15 protein-coding genes are annotated in these 21,310 nt (G+C 58.2%); 7 read left to right on the plus strand and 8 right to left on the minus strand.

Features of this window, described 5'->3' with window-relative positions; genetic code table 11:
- Nucleotides 1–3: 3 nt before the first annotated feature.
- The 4 genes from hpf to AB4Y89_RS07170 all read right to left on the minus strand — a co-directional run bounded on the left by hpf (nucleotide 4) and on the right by AB4Y89_RS07170 (nucleotide 5,274).
- Complete coding sequence (hpf, locus tag AB4Y89_RS07155; protein ID WP_442300218.1) at nucleotides 4–654, minus strand: ribosome hibernation-promoting factor, HPF/YfiA family; 651 nt, start codon at nucleotides 652–654, stop codon at nucleotides 4–6.
- A gap of 36 nt (nucleotides 655–690) precedes the next feature.
- The gene (gene rpoN / locus AB4Y89_RS07160; RefSeq protein ID WP_442300219.1) at nucleotides 691–2,271 is read right to left on the minus strand and encodes an RNA polymerase factor sigma-54; all 1,581 of its coding nucleotides are present in this window, start codon (nucleotides 2,269–2,271) and stop codon (nucleotides 691–693) included.
- Between the two features lie 100 nt (nucleotides 2,272–2,371).
- On the minus strand, nucleotides 2,372–3,097 hold the full coding sequence (gene lptB, locus AB4Y89_RS07165) for an LPS export ABC transporter ATP-binding protein (RefSeq protein WP_442300220.1): 726 nt from the start codon (nucleotides 3,095–3,097) through the stop codon (nucleotides 2,372–2,374).
- Nucleotides 3,097–5,274, minus strand: coding sequence for an LptA/OstA family protein (locus AB4Y89_RS07170; protein ID WP_442300221.1), 2,178 nt, complete (start codon nucleotides 5,272–5,274; stop codon nucleotides 3,097–3,099). Before AB4Y89_RS07170 ends, lptB begins: the two co-directional genes overlap by 1 nt.
- 44 nt (nucleotides 5,275–5,318) lie before the next feature.
- On the opposite strand from AB4Y89_RS07170, the gene AB4Y89_RS07175 reads away from it, so the two are divergent.
- The 7 genes from AB4Y89_RS07175 (at nucleotide 5,319) to AB4Y89_RS07205 (ending at nucleotide 15,924) form a co-directional block, all read left to right on the plus strand.
- Nucleotides 5,319–5,945: a hypothetical protein gene (locus AB4Y89_RS07175; protein ID WP_442300222.1), complete on the plus strand. Its 627-nt coding sequence runs from the start codon at nucleotides 5,319–5,321 to the stop codon at nucleotides 5,943–5,945.
- 311 nt (nucleotides 5,946–6,256) lie between these two features.
- Nucleotides 6,257–7,441, plus strand: a complete 1,185-nt coding sequence (locus tag AB4Y89_RS07180) for a diguanylate cyclase (RefSeq protein WP_442300223.1) — start codon at nucleotides 6,257–6,259, stop codon at nucleotides 7,439–7,441.
- A gap of 58 nt (nucleotides 7,442–7,499) precedes the next feature.
- On the plus strand, nucleotides 7,500–9,020 hold the full coding sequence (gene guaB, locus AB4Y89_RS07185) for an IMP dehydrogenase (protein ID WP_442300224.1): 1,521 nt from the start codon (nucleotides 7,500–7,502) through the stop codon (nucleotides 9,018–9,020).
- 113 nt (nucleotides 9,021–9,133) lie between these two features.
- Nucleotides 9,134–9,655, plus strand: coding sequence for a VanZ family protein (locus AB4Y89_RS07190; RefSeq protein WP_442300225.1), 522 nt, complete (start codon nucleotides 9,134–9,136; stop codon nucleotides 9,653–9,655).
- Nucleotides 9,656–10,284: 629 nt separating this feature from the next.
- Nucleotides 10,285–13,827, plus strand: coding sequence for a TonB-dependent receptor domain-containing protein (locus AB4Y89_RS07195; protein ID WP_442300226.1), 3,543 nt, complete (start codon nucleotides 10,285–10,287; stop codon nucleotides 13,825–13,827).
- Nucleotides 13,828–13,898: 71 nt separating this feature from the next.
- On the plus strand, nucleotides 13,899–14,492 hold the full coding sequence (locus AB4Y89_RS07200) for a RidA family protein (protein ID WP_442300227.1): 594 nt from the start codon (nucleotides 13,899–13,901) through the stop codon (nucleotides 14,490–14,492).
- A gap of 46 nt (nucleotides 14,493–14,538) precedes the next feature.
- A complete protein-coding gene (locus AB4Y89_RS07205; protein WP_442300228.1) occupies nucleotides 14,539–15,924 on the plus strand; it encodes an aminotransferase class V-fold PLP-dependent enzyme in 1,386 nt (461 codons plus the stop codon).
- 56 nt (nucleotides 15,925–15,980) lie between these two features.
- On the opposite strand, the gene AB4Y89_RS07210 is transcribed toward AB4Y89_RS07205, so the two are convergent.
- From AB4Y89_RS07210 to AB4Y89_RS07225, 4 genes are all read right to left on the minus strand, one after another.
- On the minus strand, nucleotides 15,981–17,567 hold the full coding sequence (locus AB4Y89_RS07210; protein WP_442300229.1) for a TolC family protein: 1,587 nt from the start codon (nucleotides 17,565–17,567) through the stop codon (nucleotides 15,981–15,983).
- A gap of 16 nt (nucleotides 17,568–17,583) precedes the next feature.
- A complete protein-coding gene (locus AB4Y89_RS07215; RefSeq protein ID WP_442300230.1) occupies nucleotides 17,584–19,065 on the minus strand; it encodes a multicopper oxidase family protein in 1,482 nt (493 codons plus the stop codon).
- A gap of 130 nt (nucleotides 19,066–19,195) precedes the next feature.
- Nucleotides 19,196–19,654 carry a hypothetical protein gene (locus tag AB4Y89_RS07220; protein ID WP_442300231.1) on the minus strand — a complete coding sequence of 153 codons (459 nt, stop codon included), beginning with the start codon at nucleotides 19,652–19,654 and terminating at the stop codon, nucleotides 19,196–19,198.
- 110 nt (nucleotides 19,655–19,764) lie between these two features.
- Nucleotides 19,765–21,297, minus strand: a complete 1,533-nt coding sequence (locus AB4Y89_RS07225; RefSeq protein ID WP_442300232.1) for an MFS transporter — start codon at nucleotides 21,295–21,297, stop codon at nucleotides 19,765–19,767.
- Between the last annotated feature and the right edge of the window lie 13 nt (nucleotides 21,298–21,310).

The raw sequence follows: 21,310 nt of genomic DNA on the forward strand, positions 1-21,310 counted from the left end.
CTACTACGCCGGAGTCTCGATGAGCTCCATCTTGCCGTCACGCATCCGATGCAGCACTAGCAGCTGCCCCGTCCGGTTACGGAAGATAAAGATATCCCTATCGCGGTAGTGTGCTTCCTTCAGCGCCTCCTCCAGGGTCATGGGGCGCATCGCTACCGAATCCAGCGAGCGAACGATGTGTGGCTCCGGCAGGCTGGCTGCCTGCGGGAAGCTATGCGCGATCACGGAGAGCTTGCCGTTGGCGCTGCCGTTCAGCTTCGACTTTCTGGCAGCCGGCACTGATGGCGCCTTGTCCGACGCAGCGCGGGCTTCGTCACTACTCAGCCGGACGGTGCCCGCCGTCAGCTTGTCTCCCTGAGGGTGGCGTTTACGCGTCACGATGGTCTTCTTCAGCTTCAGGACCTGCTTCTCGATCTTGTCCAGAGCGTCGCGCAATGCGATCTCCGCCTCCGGTGAGACGCACAAGGCTGCGATGTCTTTCAGCTTGGTCTTCAAAGTGATTTCCACGCTGCAGCGGTACTTTTCGCAGTTTAAAAAGATGTGGACTTTGGCTGTATCGTCGACCAGCTTTTCAATGCGCTTCAGCCCCTCTTCAGCCTGGGTCTTCAGCTTTTTGGTGACAACGACCTTTCGTGCGGTGTATTCCACGTGCATATTGGGCACCTCTTTCTAAGGTCTGGTTAGACGCGACTAGCGTACTCTGCGTTTATGCGTACTGGGAATCTGCATTTCTTCCCGGTACTTTGCGACGGTACGACGAGTAATCTGAATTCCCTGCCGCTGCAGCTCAGCAGCCAGGTAGTCGTCCGTATAAGGCTGGCGCGGATCCTCTTCCTCAATCAGCTTCTTTACCTTCCGTTTGAGCAATAGCAGGGGAAGGTCGCCACCTTCAGGCCCATTCACTCCTTCCGAGAAAAAGAAACGAAGCTCGTATACGCCCTGCGGCGTATGGACATATTTGTTCGACACCGCACGGCTGACCGTAGACGGATGTACACCGATCTCCTCGGCGACTTCCTTGATCATCATTGGCCGCAGACCGTCGATGCCCTTCTCTAGAAAGTCATGCTGGCGGCGCACAATCGCCTCGCAGGTGCGCACGATCGTATTCTTCCGCTGTTCGATATTCCGCAATAACTGGATCGCCGAACGATACCGCTCCTTGACGTACTCCTTCAGGTCACGGTCGGCATCCTTCTGGTGCATCATGCGGCGATAGCCCGCATTCAACCGCAGCGCCGGCATATCCTCTTCATTCATCACCACCACGTACTCATCGCCGCGCTTTACAAAGGCGACATCGGGCTCAATCAGCCGCGTCTCCGTATTGTTGTAGCGCTGGCCTGGACGAGGATCGAGCGAGCGGATCACATCCACCGCCTCCTGCACTGTCTCCGGCGACTGCGCGCACTCCTTCACAAGCTCGCGCATGTCCTTTTTCTGCAGCAGAGACAGATGTTGCTGCACGATCGCATCGGCGATCCGCATGACACAGCTACGATGCTCTGCCGCCAGCTTCTCAACATCCTCGACACGGCGATCGATCTCGACAGAGAAGTCGTCCTCATGCTCCTTCTGGGCGCGGGAGGTGGCACGCCGCTCGGCAGCCGCCTCGGCCTCGCGTTCACGCGCGGCAAGCTGCATCAGCAGGCATTCCTTGAGATCACGCGCTCCCACGCCGGCGGGGTCAAGTGTTCCGATCACCTTGTGAGCTTCTTCCAGAGCCGCCTCGGAATGCTCAATCCCCTGCTCTCGTAAAGCCGTGGCAAGCTCTTCGTCGGTAGCAACGAGATACCCGTTCTCATCCAGGTTGCCGATCATCAGTTCCGCGGCGGATCGCACCTCGTCCGGCAGGCTGACGGAGCCGAGCTGCCACAGCAGATGGTCCGTCAGTGTGCTTGGCTTGGAAAGAAAGTTCTCGAAGGAGGGCTTGTCCAGCTCCTCAGCGCCCAGATTTCCTGTCCGGAAACCGGGGTCCAGATACTCCTGGAAGTAGCTGCCGAAGTCGATCTCCTCAAAGGGATCCTTCTCTTCCTTGACGGCAGTTTCTTCGGCGCTCCGCTCGCGGTCGCCCTCGCGCCCGGCGAGCTCTTCGAAGGAAGGATCGTTGCTCTCGATCTCCTCAAGGACAGGGTTCTCGACGATTTCAGTGTTGATCATCTCCCTGAGCTCAAGCTTGTTCAGAGCCAACACGCTGACCATCTGCATCAGGCCAGGCGTCAACACCTGGCGTTGGGAGATCTTTACGTTGAGCTTGGGTTGGAGGAGCACTCTTTGTTACTGGATCCCTTCTTTATCTCCGCGGCAGGGGTCTCTCCGACCGTGTGCCGTAGTCTACACCCGCATGCAGGCTTGTAAAGTGGGGGTTGTACTACAACGAAAACCCCTCTCCCAAATAGATGCGCTTGACCTCCGGATCGCGTCCAAGTTCACCCGGAGTTCCCTCCCGGAAAATTTTGCCCTCATTAATAATGTAGGCACGGTCGGTGACACTCAGCGTCTCGCGGACATTGTGGTCGGTAATCAGGACGCCGATCCCGCTGGTCTTCAGGTCAAAGATAATCTCCTGCAGATCCAGCACCGCGATCGGATCGATTCCTGAAAATGGCTCATCCAGAAGGATGAAGGCCGGCTGGATGCACAGGCACCGGGCGATCTCTACACGCCGGCGCAGACCGCCGGAAAGCGCATAGCCCTGGGTCTTGCGAACGGGGCCTAGATTCAGCTGTTCGATCAGCTTTTCCAGGCGCGTCCGCCGGGTCTCCGGCGAGAGCTGTTGCGCCTCCAGAACAGCCATAATATTCTCTTCGACCGAGAGCTTACGGAAGACCGAAGGCTCCTGCGGCAGATAGCTGATGCCGAACTTCCGAGCCCGCATATACATGGGAACCCGGCTGATATCGGCGCCGTCTGAGAGCACCCGGCCGATATCGGGCCTCACCAGGCCCACCATCATGTAGAAACTTGTCGTCTTTCCCGCCCCATTGGGGCCAAGCAGGCCGACGACCTCGCCCTGGCTGACGTGCAGGCTGACCCCGCGTACTACCGGGCGGCCGCCGTAGCTCTTTCCGATCTCATCTGTCGACAGCCTGCGCATTACTTCACCTGCGTTTCGGTGCGCACACGCCGGTCGCTCGCGCCCGATACAACCACGCTACCATCCGCTGCGTGGAAGCTCAATTGCGTCCCCGTGATCGTCCCCTGTTGTGGATCCACCACTTTGGGGGACCCGGTAAGCACGGCCAACCCATCGGCCGCCGTATAGACCAGTTGGCCACCCGTTCCGCGACGCTGCCCCTGCTCGATCACAACATCTTCTTTGGCGACTACCCGCTCCACACTGCCGCTGAAATCAGCCGTTTTTGCTTTGGTGGGAGAAAGAAAGACCGTCGCCTGCCGCGCGCTGATGGTGCCGTCGGCGCTGTCCATCCGAACAGGTCCGGCAAACTCCACCTGGTGTTGGGCTTCGCTGAAGCTCATCTCGCGGGCAGTAATGCGATAGACCGCCGAGGGACGCTTCGGCGTAGCCGCCGAGACCAGCACTGCTCGCACCATGCCGTTGCCTGCCTCGGCCATAGCCGTATGCTTCCCACGGTCAAGCGTGATCGCGGGAGCCTCGACCTGTGAGTTCGACTGCCACAGGCGCGCCGGCCGGGCTCCACCGGTAAAGATCGCCAGCTCGTCCTGAGGTCTCCACTCAGCCCGGTCCGCGGTTACGTGCATGGGGTCGCTGCCGCGGGTATAGTTCGCCTTCACATTGCCAATGGCCCAGGTCTGCTGCGTCTGGCGCTGCATCTGGATCCGTTCCGCCTCTACACTTCCGTCTCCGTCGCCGACGCGCGGATGTCCGGTCAGCTCAATCAGACCATCCTGCTTCAACATGGCCTGGTCGCCCGTGGCCCTGCTCTGCCGAGGCTGTCCCTTCACCACGCTGGCCTGCGTCACCGTCACGCCGCCGGACATCGTGCCCGATTCCACCTCATTGGCGGCATTCAGGGCGACGTCGATACGATCCGAAGCGCCGGTCTGGGTGACACCCTTCGCTGAGACCGATTCCATGCGGGCATGACCCTCACCATGGACATGCGACGCACGAGGACGCCGGTCGCCGGCAAACTGCGCGGTCAGCAGATCAGCCTGGAAGTGGCTGCGTGCGCCATCGGCAACGCTCAGCACGTTGGCATCTCCCTCAGCTACCGCTGAACGCAGCACGGAATTCTTCTCCACCTGTTCGAAGTGGAGATCGACCTTGGCCGCGCGCAGATCCCGCGAGGTCCGCTTACCCTCCGCATCTGTCAGATGCACGCCCCCGGTCAGGTGGGCGACCTTTGCCAAGCTGCCTGGCCCGAATTCCACCAGCGCCTCGGACGCATCGCCGCGCGAACTCCGTTCGCCTGTGTTCTGCTCCGTGTGCACTGTCCCCTGAAGCCGAACCTGTTCCGGCTCACTGCGGGCGCTCAGCCATGTCTCGCTGCGCTGCGCAGTCAGCAGACGGCCATCATTGGAGGTCACCTTAAGCCCTCCAGAGGTTTCAATCCGCTCGGCCGAGCCATCCCGGCGGAGATGCACCGTCGCCTCAGCTGCTTCGCCAACGGAGTCACCCTGCACCATCCGGGTCTGCTTCAGTTGCGCAATCTGTCCCTTGCGGTCGAGCTGAGCCCATCCGGCGAACATCTGAACCTGACGGCCCTTGGCCTCAGTCGTCGCGTCCACGGCAGAATGCAGTACCAGCAGCCCGGTATCGGTGCTGTAGTCGGCGCCGGTAGCGTGGCCGCTTACCCCTTTGGCGACAAACTCGATTGGCTTTTCGGTGGCTGCGAGACCCAATTTCTGCAGAAAGACCAGACCGCTGGTCTTCACATGAACGGCCGCCTGCTCTTCTTTGCCTTCAGGAGAGTCCAGGTCGAGGTGGACCTCGCCGTCCGCCTGGATGACGCCGTTGCTCTGGTCGTAGACGAACTCATTGCTGCTGATGCGGTCGATCCTGGAGCCGTCATGCACGATGATGTTGACGTCGTGTAGCGTCACCTTACCGTCGGTCCGTTGAATCATCTTCGACGCATGTACGGTAAATAACGTGCGACCCTTGACGCTCTGGGAATAGGTGAATCCGTTCGTCGATTGCTTGATATCGACCCCGAGCTTTGCCGGGATCTTCCTCAGAAAACTTCCTGTCCGATACCGCGCATAGCCAATAAAGCCCGCCACCAGCAAGAGCAGCGCGCCCGCACCGACCAGCAGCCACATCCGCAATCGCTCAACCGTAATCCGCATTCCGTGCCACATCTATTCTCTCACCGGCCTACAATGAAGCCTGCATGAGCGATCAACTCTACCTTTCCCTCTGGTTTCCGAACTTCCGGCTGGAAGCGTTGCCCGCCGCTCTGATCAGCGTCCTGCAGCAGTTTGCCCGTATCTCCGGCGATAGCCGCGTCTCCGCGGCATCCGCCATTCCCATTGACTGGACCGAGTCGCCCACCTACCAGCGCATCTATGTCAACGACGAGCGTTCCGAGGAAAGCGACGACGCCAGGATCGAAAATGCCGTCCGCGAAGCCACAGAACAGCTACATGACGACACCGCCTACGAGTTCGAGATGAAGTGGCAGCTCTGGCTGCCGGAGTCCGTCGGGGGCTTTGACACCACCTGGCGGTTGCAGCCCTATACCGTCAAGGTCAGCGGCTTTGGCCCGGAGTTTGACGAAGGCGCCTACGACCAGAACGGCCATATCCGCGTTGACTTCGGCCTCGACACACCATGGGTTCTGGAAGACGAGGATCTCGACAAAACCGCCCAACAAAAAATCCAACAGAACATCGAGAAACTTCTGGCCTTCACTCTGTCGGTTGAGAAACATAGCGGCATCTCCAGCCGCCTGCTCTGGACCGAATCCGGAGAGCCGCTGGCCGAAAAACTGGTTGCCAGTCTGCAACGGCTGAATTAGAACGCCGGATAGCCACGAAGGCGTTTGGGAGAGAAGCAGATTCTCCGCTTGCGCTACGAGATGACAAACAAAACTACGGTTCGAACTTTGCGTTCGAATATCGCCCATCGCTTGTCGCGACGCATGGGGCACCCCGAGTGCGGGCTCACCAAATTTGTCACCACACGGTATGGATTGGCTCTGGAACGAAATCTATCCCTGACGCGTTATGTCCTCAACAAAACTGGCGGCAGATCCACTGCTCCCTGCTAAGTTAGTGCGTAACAGCAACATCTCTGTACCTGGATGCCATCCCTTCCCCAAGGAGCGACATGGGTCACCACCCGGCCAAATTGGCCAGTACGCCTGTCTCGCGGCGCACCACGGTCATCTATGTCACTGCCCTGCTGCTCATCGCAAGTCTCTCCATCAGCTCACACCTGCTGACCGATGCCATCATCCAACGTCAGGCCGCTACCGCCGGCACGGTGAACATGGCAGGCAGACAACGGATGCTTGCGCAGCGTATCTTCCGCATCTCCCTGCAGATGGCCGATGGCTCCGAAGATTTTGTCCGGGCCCGGGTGGAGCTCATCAATGCCATTACCCAGATGGAACGGGAGCGCGAAAACCTATTGCACGGCTCCGTCTCTCCACACATCCTCGCGCCCTCCACGCCGCGGCTGCAGACCATTTACTTCGACCAGAAAGACTCCCTCGAAGACCTCGGGAACCAGTTCCTCGACCGCGCCAAGCACCTCGCGGCTACCCGGCATGAAGAAGTCAGCCTCAGCAGCAAGGACCTGGCTGCAATCGGCTTCCTTCTGGAGCAAAAGCTCTTGCCTGCATTGGAGGCCTCGGTTGCCGCCTATCAGGCAGACAGCGAAGAGGCGATCCAGCGGCTGAAGCAGACCACGCTGCTCCTGCTTTGCCTCATGTTGCTCCTGCTGCTCGCCGAGGCGCTGTTCCTCTACCGGCCGCTCTTCCACCGGCTCAAGGTCTCCTACGATGCCCTCATCACCGCCGCGCGCACCGATCCTCTGACCGGGTCCCTGAACCGCCGGGCCTTTCTGGAAGAGTGCGCCAACATCTTTCAACGGTTTCGGCGCACCGGTTCTCCCATCTCCATGCTGGCTATGGATCTTGATCACTTCAAATCGATCAACGATACCTGGGGCCATGCCACCGGAGACCGCGTTATCCTCGAGTTCGTCGCCGCCACCCTGAGCTGTCTTCGACCGCACGACCGTATGGGCCGCCTTGGAGGCGAGGAGTTCTCCATCCTTCTTCCCAACACACTGCCTGAGACTGCCTTCGCACTTGCCGAGTCCATCCGCTCGACCGTGGCTTCAGTCCCGGTCACCTCCGATACCGGAGAAGAGCTCCACTTTTCCGTTTCGATCGGCATTGCGGCCTCCTTTCCAGGCGACGGCGACATCTTTGCCGTACTAGCCCGTGCTGACCGTAACCTCTACGCAGCTAAGGAACAAGGCCGCAATCGGGTCGCTGTGACGTAGCCGCAGGCTGGGCGCCCGACACACCCATTTCGTCCAACTGCTCTACAATCTCAAGAACATGATCGTGTCACCCGTACCTGAGGCACTTACCTTCGACGACGTCCTGCTTGTTCCTGCGTACTCTGACGTTGTCCCCACGCAGGTTTCCACGCAGACCCGTCTTACCGCCAACATCATGCTGAATATTCCGCTGATGTCGGCCGCGATGGACACCGTAACCGAGTCCCGTCTGGCCATCGCTATGGCGCAGCAGGGCGGTATGGGGGTCGTCCACCGCAATCTCACGATCGAGTCCCAGGCAAGCGAGATCGACAAGGTCAAGCGCTCTGAGTCCGGCATGATCGTTGATCCGGTAACCATCGGACCCGATCAGCCGATCGCGGACGCCCTTGATGTGATGCGGCGCTACAAGATCTCCGGCGTTCCGGTCACACGCAACCGCAAGCTGGTCGGTATCTTGACCAACCGCGACCTCCGCTTCGTCTCCCGCACCGATCTCCGCATCGACGAGGTAATGACCAAAAACAACCTCATTACCGTCCCGGTCGGCACGACCCTGGAGCAGGCTGAACAGATCCTCCACCAGCATCGCGTGGAGAAGCTTCTGGTGGTCAACGACGCCTACGAGCTGAAGGGCCTGATCACCGTCAAAGACATCCAGAAGAAGTTGAAGTATCCCAACGCCTGCAAGGACGACCAGGGCCGTCTGCGTGTCGCCGGAGCCATTGGCGCCACGGGTGACTTCCTGGAGCGCGCGGCTGAGCTGATCAAGGCCCGCGTCGACGCGCTCGCCATCGACTCCGCACACGGCCACTCCAGCCGCGTTCTGGAGGCTGTCGCTGAGTGCAAGAGGCGCTTCCCCAACGTTGACCTCATCGCCGGCAACATTGCCACCTACGAGGGTTGCGCTGCTCTCATCGAAGCCGGCGCCGACGCTGTGAAGGTAGGCATTGGACCTGGCTCCATCTGCACCACCCGCATGGTTACCGGCGCGGGCATGCCCCAGATCACCGCAATCTCTGAGGCCTACCGCGCCGCTGATGAACGCGGCATCTCCGTTATCGCCGACGGTGGTATCAAGTACTCCGGTGATATCACCAAGGCCATCGCCGCCGGCGCCTCCATCGTCATGATGGGTTCGCTCTTTGCCGGCGTGGACGAGTCCCCGGGTGAGACCATCCTTTACCAGGGCCGCAGCTTCAAGGCCTACCGCGGCATGGGCTCACTCTCTGCAATGGCGCAGGGATCGGGCGAGCGGTACTTCCAGGGCAAAGACGACATGAATGGGCAGGCGGAGCGGCAGTCGATCACTGCTCCCGAGACGACGAACTCCAACCGGCTCGCCAAGTTTGTTCCTGAGGGCATCGAAGGGCGCGTACCGCATCGCGGACCGCTGGAGAACATGGTCTACCAGCTTGTCGGCGGCCTGCGCTCCGGCATGGGCTATCTGGGCTGCGGTACGATTCCGGATCTCCAGAAGAACGGCCGCTTCATTCGCATCTCCGGCGCCGGTCTGCGCGAGTCGCACGTCCACGATGTCATCATTACGCGCGAAGCGCCCAACTACCACGTCGAATAGAGCATTTCTCCTGTAGGTGTAGTGCAGGGTTTATGCATCTATGGCGTTTTCCTTAATGAAAACGCCGCTGCACACTCCTCCCGGGATGCCCAGCAACAGGAGAAATGCTCTAGATGACTGTTTTCCTTAGAAGGCCTTCCAATCTGGAATCACGCACCGGTGTGCGGTGGCTCCTCTATGCCTGGCTTCCGGCCGTCATCATGGTCGCCGCCATCATCACGGAGTCCACACACACCTTCTCGGCGGCCAACACCGATGGCATGTTCAGGCCGATCTGGGAAGCCATCTTCGGTAAAGTGGATACCCCCCGCTGGCAGGAGATCCACCACTACATCCGCAAAACCGGCCACTTTACCGGATATGGCCTGCTGTGCATCACCTGCCTGCGTGGCTGGCTGCTGACCTTCGCCCGCAGTCTGCGGCATATGGCTATCGGCGCATGGCGCGCACGCTCTGCACTCATGGCGATTTGCACGACGGTCTTTGTCGCCTCCAGCGATGAGTTGCACCAGTACTTCATGCCAGATCGCACCGGAACCATCGTCGATGTCGGCCTCGACACATTTGGCGGCCTCTGCTTCCTTGGCCTGATTGCGGTGTTGTTTTGGCGCAGGGGTTCCCGCTCCAGTAACTAGAGGGCTTATCGACAAGTTTGGTAGCCCATACTCTGGGTGCCCCATTCACGCAGAAGCGTGAGTGGGACATTCGAGCGAAGCTCGAACCGGTTTTCTTCGTCATTTCCCGGCGACAGGGTTCTAAGTCAGCCTCGCCGGCTGTCAAGAAGGTCGCCCCTTTCCAACTCTAAACGGCAAATGAATTCGAGCTCCGCTCGAACATCCCACCCATTGCTACGCAATGGATGGGGCACCCAGAGTATGGGCTAGACATTTTCCATGTTGCGGGGTAGCCCGGAAGGGGTGCGCAGCGGCGTTTTCATTGCGGAAAGCACGCCCATGGATACCGACACCGCACCTACGGGGAAAATGGGGCAACGTTTGCGGCAGTGCCGCACGCCATATAGCGAAAGTAATCAGCCTTACATCTTTGGGCATAGGTCATTTGCCTGTGGCGCAGCCACCGCCGCAAAGTGCACACTCAGCGCAAAATTCAACGCACCTATATGCGTGCGGAAAGTACTTGATTTGTCTGTCACATACAGTCATTCCGGATCAAATCATCGGCTTGAGCACGTTGGCCAGATGGTTGTTGGAGGTGCAACGAAACTACCTGGCCTTTGAAAGCAATTTCTCTGAGGTCAAAGACGATGAAAAAACTAATCAAAACAGTTCAGCTTGCCTGTTCGATTTTGTTGTTTTCCTGCGGTGCCCTGCTAGCACAGACGATCACAGCCAGCGTAAACGGAACAGTAACCGATCCAACCGGAGCAGTCGTTGTCAATGCCACAGTAATGGCCGTCAACGTCGACACCGGTGTGACCACACCCACCACCACGAACCACGAAGGAATCTACGCCATTCGCTTTCTGCAGATTGGGAACTATCAGATAAAGGTCGAATCTGCCGGCTTCGCGACAACCACATTCGGTCCATTCGTCCTTGAAACCGGACAGAACGCCAAAGTTGATATGAAATTGCTGCTGGCCCGCCAGGCACAAAACGTCGAGGTCACCTCAGAGGTTGTGCCGCTGATTAATACGGAGACTCCCACGCTTGCTACAACTCTCGACACGCGAGCCATTGAGAATATCCCGCTGGTAAGCCGCAATCTTGTTGCTCTCACCATGTTTCTACCGGGTGCCGTCAGTACAAATCCCAATGGCTTCGTAAACCAGGCCGGAGTCTCCGGGCCTATCAGCTCGAACCAAAGCGTATCGGTGAACGGAAACCGGCAGCAGACGAATCAATACCTGCTGGATGGCATGAATATCAACCAGACGCTGGACGATATTCCCGGCTATAACCCGAGCGTCGACGCCATCGGCCAGGTTCAGGTGATCTCTGCCAACGCACCCGCGGAGTATGGCAACGTGCTTGGCGGCGACATCCTCTATCAAACCAAGAGCGGCACCAATCAATGGCATGGAAGCGCGTTCTACTACCTGTCGAACTTCAACCTGAATGCGAACACATGGGCCAACAAACACGGCACGACAATCATTCCCAAGACGTCCTTTACCCGCAATATCTTCGGTGGGACATTCGGCGGCCCTATCTTCCATGACAGGCTCTTCTTCTTTGCTGACTACCAGGGCGGACGGTACCACTCCGGCGGTATTGGAACAGCAACTGTCCTGACGACGAAGATGAGGCAGGGTGATTTCTCCGAGCTTCTTGATCGCAGCCTTATGTGTTCCGGCGACTCAGGCGGCGTGTGCACTTCCAACGCTCGTTTGATTCAGCTATATGATCCGACTGCGAGCGGTTTTCCCGCCTACGCGAACAACAAAGTCTCCGTTCTGAACCCGGCTGCCGTCTATCTGTTCGCGCACCCGGAGGTATATCCCCTGCCTAACCGCACGCCGGACCGAAGCAATACGCCGGCACGCAATAACTATCAGGGACCGACGAAGAACCGGAACTACGGCAATCAGTTCGACATCAAAGTCGACTGGAAGGCCGCGGAGAAAGACACCCTCTCCGTGCGGTTCAGCAAGGCCGAGCAGGGACAGACCACAACCAATGTTCTGCCGGTCAGCTTCGCCAGCGCTCCGACCTACCCGGTCCGCGGAGTCGCCATCAATGAAGTTCATACCCTCAATGCGTCGATGGTGAATGAGTTCCGCGCCGGCTACACCCGCATTCAAAACAACGGTGCTGTGCTGCTGGATCCGACCGGAGTCTTCGGACTCAATGGCGACAAGATCCTCAGCATTGGATCGAATAACGCGGTCTCCCAGGCGTTCGCCGGTTTCACGGCCCTCGCTATGAGCGATTCGGCCAGCCCACAGGGCTTCCGGGCCTCCAACGGAACCGAGTACACCACTCTCGGTAACGCAAATCTCGGCACCAATTACACGCTGAACACGTTTCTCTATGGCGACAACTTCACCTGGCTGAAGAACCGCCACACCATCAAATTCGGTGTGCAGTTCCTTCGTCAGCAGCAGAACAACTTCTATCCGGGCAACGATGGTTCTCTCGGCGGGTTCTACTATCTCGGCCCCGGTACAGCCAGTCCGAATGGCAACCCCAATGGATACAGCACCGGATATACCGCGGCTGATTTTGTGCTGAACCGCGCCGGATTCATCAGCAAAGGCGGAGTCGCCGGCCCAGTCGGAATGCGGTCGTGGCGCGACGCCTACTTCGCTCAGGATGACTGGAAGGTCACTCCACGGCTCACGCTGAACCTGGGCGTACGGTACGAGTATGTTCAACCAATCTATGAAGTCCATCACAAGATGTCGACGATCGATCCGGGGAATCCAGCGGTCATTCTAATCGACGGCAGCGCACAGGCCACGGCAGCAGGCTATGGCCGGGGACTTGTCGATCCCTACTACGGCAGCGTCATGCCTCGCATCGGTTTTGCATATTCAGCAACTCCGAAACTCGTCCTTCGCGGAGGATATGGGTTGCAGAACTACATGGAAGGTACAGGTGCGAACCTGCGCATGACGACAAACCTTCCCTTCCAGACGACCTATCAGGCCACCGGCGTACAGGCGAGCCCCAGTGGGGCTGGCAGCTTCTTCCTTGTACAAAATGGATTCGGCAGCGGCACGGCTAGCTCCAACGTTTACAACGTCTGGAACAAGAAGATAAAGCCCGCATTCATTGGCATCTACAACCTGACCCTGGAGTATCAGCTCAACAATACGGCTTCGGTCCAGGTTGGCTATGTCGGTGAGGCCGGACAGCATCTGGTGACGGCCAATCAGCGGAACCAGCTTCACAATCCCTGCGTTATCAACGGAATTGTTCAAGCCGTGACCGCTACTCCATCGGCAACCTGCCTGGCGCAAGCGCCGGCCCCGTTCTATGCGACACCCGGTGTGGGCTACAACGGTGTGATCCGCTACACCGACTCCAACGCCATGATGAACTACAATGCCATGCAAACAAGCTTCCGTCAGCGTGAATGGCATGGCCTGCAATACACCGTCAACTACACCTGGAGCCATGGCAATACCAACAGCACCGGCTTCTATGGTGTTCCCAGCATCACCGCAGCCAGCGCATATGCACAGAACGTCTACGATCTCCATTCGGAGTATGGCCCCATCGGCCAGGACGTTCGTCATGCGGTCAACTGGAACATGGTCTACGATCTTCCCATTGGCCGTAAGCGCCTGTTCGGCGCCAACATGCCGCTGATCGTAGACGAACTGATCGGTGGCTGGAAGATCGGTATGACCGGTGTTTCCTACAGCGGCTTCCCGGTCAACATCAACACCTCGAACAATACGTCCGGCGTGAACGGAAACTCGTTACGCGCAAATCACTATCGCGCGCTCAAGATCGTCAACCGTTCCATCAACAACTGGTTTGGCACCGATCCTTCCGCAAAGCCTTGTGGAACCAAGACAGACGCGGTAACAAAGATCGTTACCGTCGACGACAACGGCTTGTGCGCTTACGGCCAGCCGGCACCCGGCCTCTTCGGCACCGCGCGTCCCACCTCGGAACGCGCACCCGGCTTCCAGACTTACGGCGCATCGGTGACCAAGGACTTCACGATCTGGCGTGAGCAACAGGTCAACTTCCGCGCCGATGCGGACAATGTCTTCAACAGCGCGTACCTCAGCAATCCAACCAGCAACGTGACATCTTCCACCTTCGGTCAGATCACCGCAGTACGTTCTGGCCCGAGACAACTGCAACTCTCCGTCAAGTACCACTTTTAGAACGCAGGCGACCTGCCTCATATGAGGCAGGTCGCTTTCAACCAAAACGATACAAAGGAGGATCCCTTTCAGTGATTGAGAATTTCGCGGAGACCAACTCACGGCGCAGCTTCTTTGGAAAGCTGGCGGCGATGGCAACTATCCTTACGGGCGCGTCCAGGCTCCCAGCGCAGCTATCGACTCCAGCGCAGCAATCCACTCCAGCACAACAATCGGTTCCACCCCCCACCGCGCCTTCTTCCCCGGAAGGCAACAGGCCCCGCCCCACCGGCAACCACACCTATAACGGCATCTATTACTTTTCGGGAACCGGATCGAATGACGGGTATCCCAAAGAAGATCACGTTACCGTGACCGATCCCTTTGAGAAGCACGTCACCCGAACCATGGATGCATTGAAGAAATCTCTTGAGCGGAATGGCTGCAGCATGGATAGCATTCTCAACCTGCAGGTTTTTCTCTGCTTGCCGCTTGCCGACAGTAATCCCACGCCTACAGGAAAAGCCAGATTTGACGCCCACAAGGCGCAGTATGACGCGTTAAATAAGATCTATGCGACATACTTCACTCCGGGAAAAACCCCGTCCCGTGCCTGCATGGCGGTGGAATGGATTCCCGGGGATTCCCTCATTGAAATTGTCGGCAGCGCACGAGTGATTGCCTGACCGGTTCATCCACCAACGAAGAAAAACGCAAAAGAAGGAGTAATGAATGAATCTCGGATCCGGCTGGAATCGCCGTTCTTTTCTATCCATGCTTGCGGCGTCAACCGGCAATCTACTCAGCCCTTCCAGGCTTAATGCCGAAGGGATGTTTTCCAAAAAGGGCAAACAGGCCATTCCCCCTGTCGATGGCCATCCCATTGTGCCCATTACAACTGGCCTTGGTTCTACCGGCGATATCTACGCCGAGCTTGGAGTCACACCGCTCATCAATATCAATGGAACGGTAACCGTGATCGGCGGCTCAGTGATGAGACCCGAGGTCATGGAGCTGATGCGCCAGGGCAACCAGCACTTTGTCCTGATCAATGAGCTGGAAGTCGCAGCCGGGAAGTTTATTGCAAAGCTATGCAAGTCTCCCGAAGGCTACACCGGCCTGGTGACGGCCGGCGCCGCTGCCGCCATGGTTGTCGGATATGCGGGCATGATGACGGAAGACCTGGAACCACGCATCACTTCCTGCCCGGACGTGAGTGGTTTCCCTCGGACTGAGGTCATTATTCAAAAGAGTCACCGTTATCCCTTCGACCATCAGATTCGCCAGACAGGCGCAAAGCTGATCGAGGTGGAGACTCGCGAGGAGATGATCGCCGCCATCAATCCAAAAACACTGGCGATCCACTTCACGAATATCCTGTCAGACCGCGGCAAGGTCAGCGGCCCTGAGACCGTCGCCATCGCCAAGGCGCACAATATCTATACCTTCAACGATGCTTCTGCGGATGTGCCACCGAAAGAACGCCTGTGGGAGTATCCCGCACTTGGCTTCGACATGGTCACGTTCAGCGGCGGTAAGGATATCTGCGGTCCACAAGCCTCCGGCGTTCTCATCGGTAAGGAAGAACTGATCCGCTGGTCGATGCTTAACATGAGTCCGCAGGAAGATCGTATCGGCCGTCCCTGCAAAGTCGGCAAAGAGACTATCTTCGCGCTGCTGAAAGCCCTGGAGCTCTTCGTTAACCAGGACTACGACGGAGTGCTGAAGATGTACGATGCACGCGCCCAGGTGATTACTGACGCCATCAAGAAGTTTGGCGTAACTGCCCTTCCACGGGAGTTCAATCCTCAGGCCCTGGGTAATGTGACGCCGCACTATAGCTGGCATATCGATCCGGCGAAGCTAAAAATCACCGGGCCGGAGGTCATGCAGAAGCTCGCCGATACGCGGCCAATTGGCATCGGGAGCATGGGCGCCGGCGCAAGCGGCCTTCGCGGACGCGACCCCAACGCTCCCGAGAAATCAGCTTCTGAACGCCGTCGTCGTCCTTCCGATCCGAGTGTCTTTGGTTTCGCTCTCTGGCAGATCAAAGATGGCGAGGACAAGATCATTGCGGACCGGCTCGTGCAGATCTTCAGCGAAGCACCGAAGGCTTGACAAAAAGAAATGGGCGGGCCGATCGCATTGGCCCGCCCATTTTATTTGTATCGATCTCACTCCTGCGCTCCAGTCGCGTTAGGAAGATTGATCGTCGTATTTGGAGTATCGCTTGAGATGGGAGCCTGAAGACCTCCCCTCAAGGTGTAGTTCTGAAGAGCAATCGCATTACGCCAGACTTCACGTAACGCTTTCACATATCCAACACGCAGCTGGAAGAGCGTTCGTTGCGAGACAAGCACCTGCGGATACGCCTGGGCCATGTTCTGATACTTATTCAGATAGAGCTGATAGGCGCGCTCGGCACGAGGAATGAGCTGGGTCTTATAGCGGTCTGCTTCGAACCGAGCAGACTCATAGGACTGTGCAAGCGGTGCTGACTGCTGACGCAGCGATAGCTGTTCGCGGCGAAGCGACTGTTCGGCGCGCTCGATATCCGCCTTGGCTGCCTGCACATTTCCCTGGTTCCGGTTCCATAGCGGAATATTCACACCGGCACTGGCAAAACTCTGTGGGCCGGTTGCCTTGTCCGGTGCGCCTTCGATCCTCTCGAAGTTGTACTGTTCCCCAGCCTTCAACTGCAGGTCCGGTATCGCTTCCCGTTTGGCATCCTTAAGGCGCGCCTGTGCGACAACGATCTCCTGCTGCGCCCGCTTTACCGTAGGGCTTTCTGAGACAACACTGTCCGTCATCTGTTCTGCGTTGAGATCGGGAGTCTTTTCCAGCTCTCCTTGCAAGGGACTGATGGGAAGATCGCCCTTGCCTGCGAGAGCAGAGAGGACCCGGAAGGTTTCAAGATAATGCCTCTGCGCAATGGTGTACTCCACCTTCGCCTGTTCCGATTCGACTTCCGTCTGCAGGATGTCCGGAGCATCCGCCTGACCTACATTTGCCAGTTGATGCACGGTCTCAACCGCGTCGAGCGCGATTGCCAGTAACTGTTGCCGCAGGCGCACCGTCTCCTGTGCTGTCAGTGCATCGAAAAATGCCTGCTGAATATCGGCGTGCACGCGATATGTCTGCTCCTGCACACCGATCTGCTCCGAGCGGCTCTCCTGAGCGTGGATATCCCGCCGCAGCCCCAGCTTTCCTCCAAGAACAATCGTCTGCTGGACGAAGGCTCCTTGTTCACCACCATGATAGGCGCCGCCACGAATCTGTTCGCCCTGATAGCCGACCGTGGGGTTCGGGTACAAGCCTGCCTGCCGGGCCTTCTCCTGAGATCTGCGGACAAAGGCGGCCGCTTCTTTGATCGTGGGATTATTCGCATCGGCCAGTTTCATGAAGTCATCCAGATTCATGGGCGGCTGTGCAGCAACCTCCTTGAGCAGTTCCGGCGCAGGCAGATTCGATCCTGTCTTGTGCTCAGGGTTCTCCGGCTCCTGCAGCGTCATGGTGGCGTGTGTGCTCGAACTCTGCCCACTCTGTGGAGAAGAGGTCTGCGCCGGCGGATGTTGATGCTGCATACCCGGCATGCTGGGCTCCTGCTTCGGCTGCGGGTTAGATGGCGTTTTGACTGGTGGGCATCCGGGCATCTCCATACCTTCCATGCACGGCATTGCATTGTGTTCCTGGCCCTGCGCAATGGAGATGCTACCGAAGAGGAGCATCATCGCAAAAGGAACATAGAGTTTCATCGTCATGACACGGCTCCTCATCTCAGGCGCGTTCCAGAATAGTTTGGTAGGGATCGTTGGGACGGTTCGCCTGCTTCATACGCGAGATCACTTCGTCATATTTCTCCGGCGACAACACGCGCACAAAGGTCATCATGCCCTGCATAAAACCGCTCCATCCGGCGTTGAGGCCAAAGTTCTCCGGCCGTTCCACCGCCTCATCCATCACCATCATTGGCCCTTCCATGTACGCATCCTGCGGGAAGTTGGGAACGTCATTGGCATTGCCGGCGACATCGCTCGCCATATCTGCCATCTGCCTCTCACTCATGTTGTGCTGCATGCCGGGCATGGCATCCATCGCCTTCTGCTGTGAGAGAGGGCCGTTGGTGGATGGGGTCTCGTTCGCGTTGCCGACACCACCGAGACCGCGACCGAGAGCGGGGCCATAGCCTTCTCCCGTCGGCGCGCCAGGCTCGCCCGTCAGCATGCCCATTCCGGTATTCATCGCGCCGCCCGCAGGCATCCCGGCTGTCCGCGTCATCTTTCCCGCGACAGAGGACATCTGGTTCATCATGTGATGTGGAAGATGGCAATGGATCATCCAGTCGCCTGGATTATTCGCAACGAACTCCACAGCGCGTGCCTGCGCAACCCCCACCAGCACGGTATTTCCCGGCCACCAGCCTGCCTCAGGAATACGCCCGCCTTCGGTTCCCGTGGTGTAGAACGTGTGTCCATGCAGATGCATCGGATGATGATCCATCCCAAGATTCACAAAGCGGATGCGTACACGGTCGCCGAGCCGCACGATGAGCGGAGTGGATGCCGGTGCAGATTTCCCGTTGAAGACCAGCCAATTAAACTCCATGTTCATGGTGTTGGGAACGGTGTTATTCGGAAGGACGGCATACTCCTGCAGATGAATCAGAAAATCCTTGTCGCAGTGGGGACGATAGGGCTCCTTCGGATGCATGATGAAGGCGCCGAGCATGCCGGCCATCTCCTGCATCGCCATGTGCGAGTGATAGAAGTAGGTGCCTTCCTGGTGGATGTCGAACTCATAGATGAATCGCCCGCCAGGTTTCACCGGAGGCTGACTGATCGCCGGCTGACCATCGTTCTGGATGGTGTCTTCAAATCCATGCCAGTGGATGGAGGTCGGCTCCGGCAGATGGTTATCGAAGATGATGCGGACATGGTCGCCMTGATTCACCTGGATGGTGGGTCCGGGTGCGCTTCCGTTGAAACCCCAGAGATCGATGGTCTTATCAGGGTGAATCTGCTGTTTCACTACCTCAGCCACCAGATGGAAGACTTTGGTGTTGCCATCCATTGTGTAGGGGAGATCGCCGACATCGGTCGTGACGACCGGGATATTAAAGGCCGCACGGCGGTCCTGAGTACGCTTGCGCTTCAACTGTTCAGCAGCGGATTGAGGTGTGGACGCGGATAGCTTGTTCGCCGAAAGAAAAGCGGCTCCCAGGCCAAATGCGCTCTGCAGAAACGAGCGGCGGTTCGCCATAAAAACTCCATTGAAATAAGGACAAAGAGTTGGCGTCACCGGCGCGGAATGCTGTGAGCTTCAAGGAAATAGAAGCGAAACGGCACACTCCTGCCAGCGACATAGATATGTCGCGTGAAAAGAACTATGCCTAAACGCGCTGTATGGAGGTCAGTTCGAGAGCAGTAAGAGGGCCTGGCGGCGGCTCTTCCGTGGGAAACGACGCATGAGAAACCTGAAGAACAGGTTGCGCGGTGAATCCCGCGACGACGGCTGCAATGACAGTCCAGCTCGGCTGCCAATCGCGCATTGATTCGGCAATAGCAGCATCGTCATGCCCGCAGAGATGATGCCCGGAGCTTACGACGTAGCATCCCGCATCGGTTTGCGCTTCCGTCATATGCATAGCCCCGCAGTCGGCCATGTCGCCCATCTCACTCGATTGGGCTTTGGAGACGGCTTGCGTGTGGGCGGATGCGTCTGAACCTGCTGCGCCGGCGGCTTTCATCTGCCCCAGATCGCAGAGGGCTTCACAATGAGCGGAGACACAGGAAAAAACCAGGGCCAGGATGACCGCAACCGTTCCGACGATGGTTCGAACCCTGTGCATTTCCTTTTGATCCCCCTGCTTTCTTCACGCAGAAGATCGTTCTCCATTTTAGTTGTACCACTTTCCGATGGAGATTTCCTTCCCGGAAGGGATAACCACAAATTGGTTCGTTACTTTTTCCGATCCGATTCTACTGAGGAGGGTATGCCTGGCTCGATCAGTAGCCACGCCGTAAGCGAGCTCAAAACCGCGAGCGCCGACGCGATCCAGATCACAGTGCGGTAGCCGCTCAGAAACGATTCGGTGATCGCGTGCTGAACCGCGGGAGCAGGATTGTGAGCGGCCGCCAACTGCGGCCGGGCGGCGTCGACCTGTGCACGAATCTCGGGACTCAAGGCCAGTTGGGAGAGATGCTGGTCGAGCGAATGATTGAACACCGTTGCCAGAACCGCGCCAAATGCAGCTACAGCCAGCAAAGCGGCCAGGCGGGAGACCGCGTTATTGACTCCTGAACCAAGCCCGGACTCGGAATCTGGAACGGCGTTCATAACTGTCGTCGTCAAAGGAGCGACGCTGATCACCAAACCCAACCCCATCACTACGACGGGAGGGAAGAATGCGGTCCAGTAGCTCCCGTTCTGCGGAACGACCGCAAAGAGTGCGATGCCGCTGGCTGCAACCAGAGGTCCCACTGTCAGCGGAAGGCGTGAGCCGTAGCGCGCAACCAGACCGCCTGCCCAGCGCGAGAGCCCGAACATGGTCACCACAAAGGGCAAAAATGCTGCTCCTGCCTGAGTTGCCGTGTAGTGCTGGATCTGGATCAGGTCCATCGGGAAGAAGAACATGAGCCCGCCGAACGATGCATACAGAAACAGGGTCAGCAGGTTAGCGCCGGTGAAGTTTCGTGAGCGAAATAGCGTAAGCGAAACCATCGGAGCCCTGGACCAGCGTTCGACCGCCACAAACGCCATCAGGAGAAGGATTCCCAGGCCGGTTGCCGCTTCAATAGGACTGGGATTACGGTGCGCTCGGCTGGGCCACTCAATCAAGCCATAGGTGATGCCGCCAAGCCCCAGCGTGACCAGGAGAGCGCCTAACCAATCGACACGACGCGAGATCCCAACGTTGCGGCTTTCCGGAACTCTGGTGGACAACAGAACCACTGCCAGCGCGAGTGGAAGATTCAGGAAGAAGACCCAGCGCCATGTGGAGTGCTCAATCAACCAGCCGCCGATGACCGGACCAATGGCGGACGTCATCGCGGAAAAGCCGGACCATGTACCGATAGCCTGCCCTCTCATACTTGGCGGAAAGGACGCGGTAATCAGCGCCAGGCTGCCAGGCACCAGCAACGCCGCCCCGAAGCCCTGCAGGGAACGCGCCCAGATCAGCATGTGGATGTCCCGCGCCAAGCCGCACCACGCAGAGGCGGAGGCAAACACGACAACTCCGCAGATATAGATCTTGCGACGCCCGAAGATGTCTCCCAGCGAACCACCGACAAGAAGCAGCGCTGCCAGCAAAAGAGCGTATGCTTCGACGACCCACTGCACATCTGCAAGCGACGCGTGGAAGGCATTCTGCAGCGCAGGAAGCGCAACATTGACGACCGTCCCGTCAAGAAACGCCATGCTCGATCCGAGGATGGTCGCCGCAAGAACGACGCGTCCGCCCGTTTGCAAATTAGAGTTGCTGTTTCTCATGGATGGAGTCTCG

Source organism: Terriglobus sp. 2YAB30_2 (assembly GCF_052114765.1).
Lineage (GTDB): Bacteria > Acidobacteriota > Terriglobia > Terriglobales > Acidobacteriaceae > Terriglobus.

What these genes read in the sequence shown, in the direction of transcription:
- AB4Y89_RS07190 (WP_442300225.1), top strand. Translation starts at nt 9,134, where the DNA reads ATGACTGTTTTCCTTAGAAGGCCTTCCAATCTGGAATCACGCACCGGT.
- AB4Y89_RS07220 (WP_442300231.1), bottom strand. Translation starts at nt 19,654, where the DNA reads ATGCACAGGGTTCGAACCATCGTCGGAACGGTTGCGGTCATCCTGGCC.
- hpf (WP_442300218.1), bottom strand. Translation starts at nt 654, where the DNA reads ATGCACGTGGAATACACCGCACGAAAGGTCGTTGTCACCAAAAAGCTG.
- AB4Y89_RS07180 (WP_442300223.1), top strand. Translation starts at nt 6,257, where the DNA reads ATGGGTCACCACCCGGCCAAATTGGCCAGTACGCCTGTCTCGCGGCGC.
- AB4Y89_RS07170 (WP_442300221.1), bottom strand. Translation starts at nt 5,274, where the DNA reads ATGCGGATTACGGTTGAGCGATTGCGGATGTGGCTGCTGGTCGGTGCG.
- lptB (WP_442300220.1), bottom strand. Translation starts at nt 3,097, where the DNA reads ATGCGCAGGCTGTCGACAGATGAGATCGGAAAGAGCTACGGCGGCCGC.
- AB4Y89_RS07210 (WP_442300229.1), bottom strand. Translation starts at nt 17,567, where the DNA reads ATGACGATGAAACTCTATGTTCCTTTTGCGATGATGCTCCTCTTCGGT.
- AB4Y89_RS07205 (WP_442300228.1), top strand. Translation starts at nt 14,539, where the DNA reads ATGAATCTCGGATCCGGCTGGAATCGCCGTTCTTTTCTATCCATGCTT.
- guaB (WP_442300224.1), top strand. Translation starts at nt 7,500, where the DNA reads ATGATCGTGTCACCCGTACCTGAGGCACTTACCTTCGACGACGTCCTG.
- AB4Y89_RS07175 (WP_442300222.1), top strand. Translation starts at nt 5,319, where the DNA reads ATGAGCGATCAACTCTACCTTTCCCTCTGGTTTCCGAACTTCCGGCTG.
- AB4Y89_RS07225 (WP_442300232.1), bottom strand. Translation starts at nt 21,297, where the DNA reads ATGAGAAACAGCAACTCTAATTTGCAAACGGGCGGACGCGTCGTTCTT.
- AB4Y89_RS07195 (WP_442300226.1), top strand. Translation starts at nt 10,285, where the DNA reads ATGAAAAAACTAATCAAAACAGTTCAGCTTGCCTGTTCGATTTTGTTG.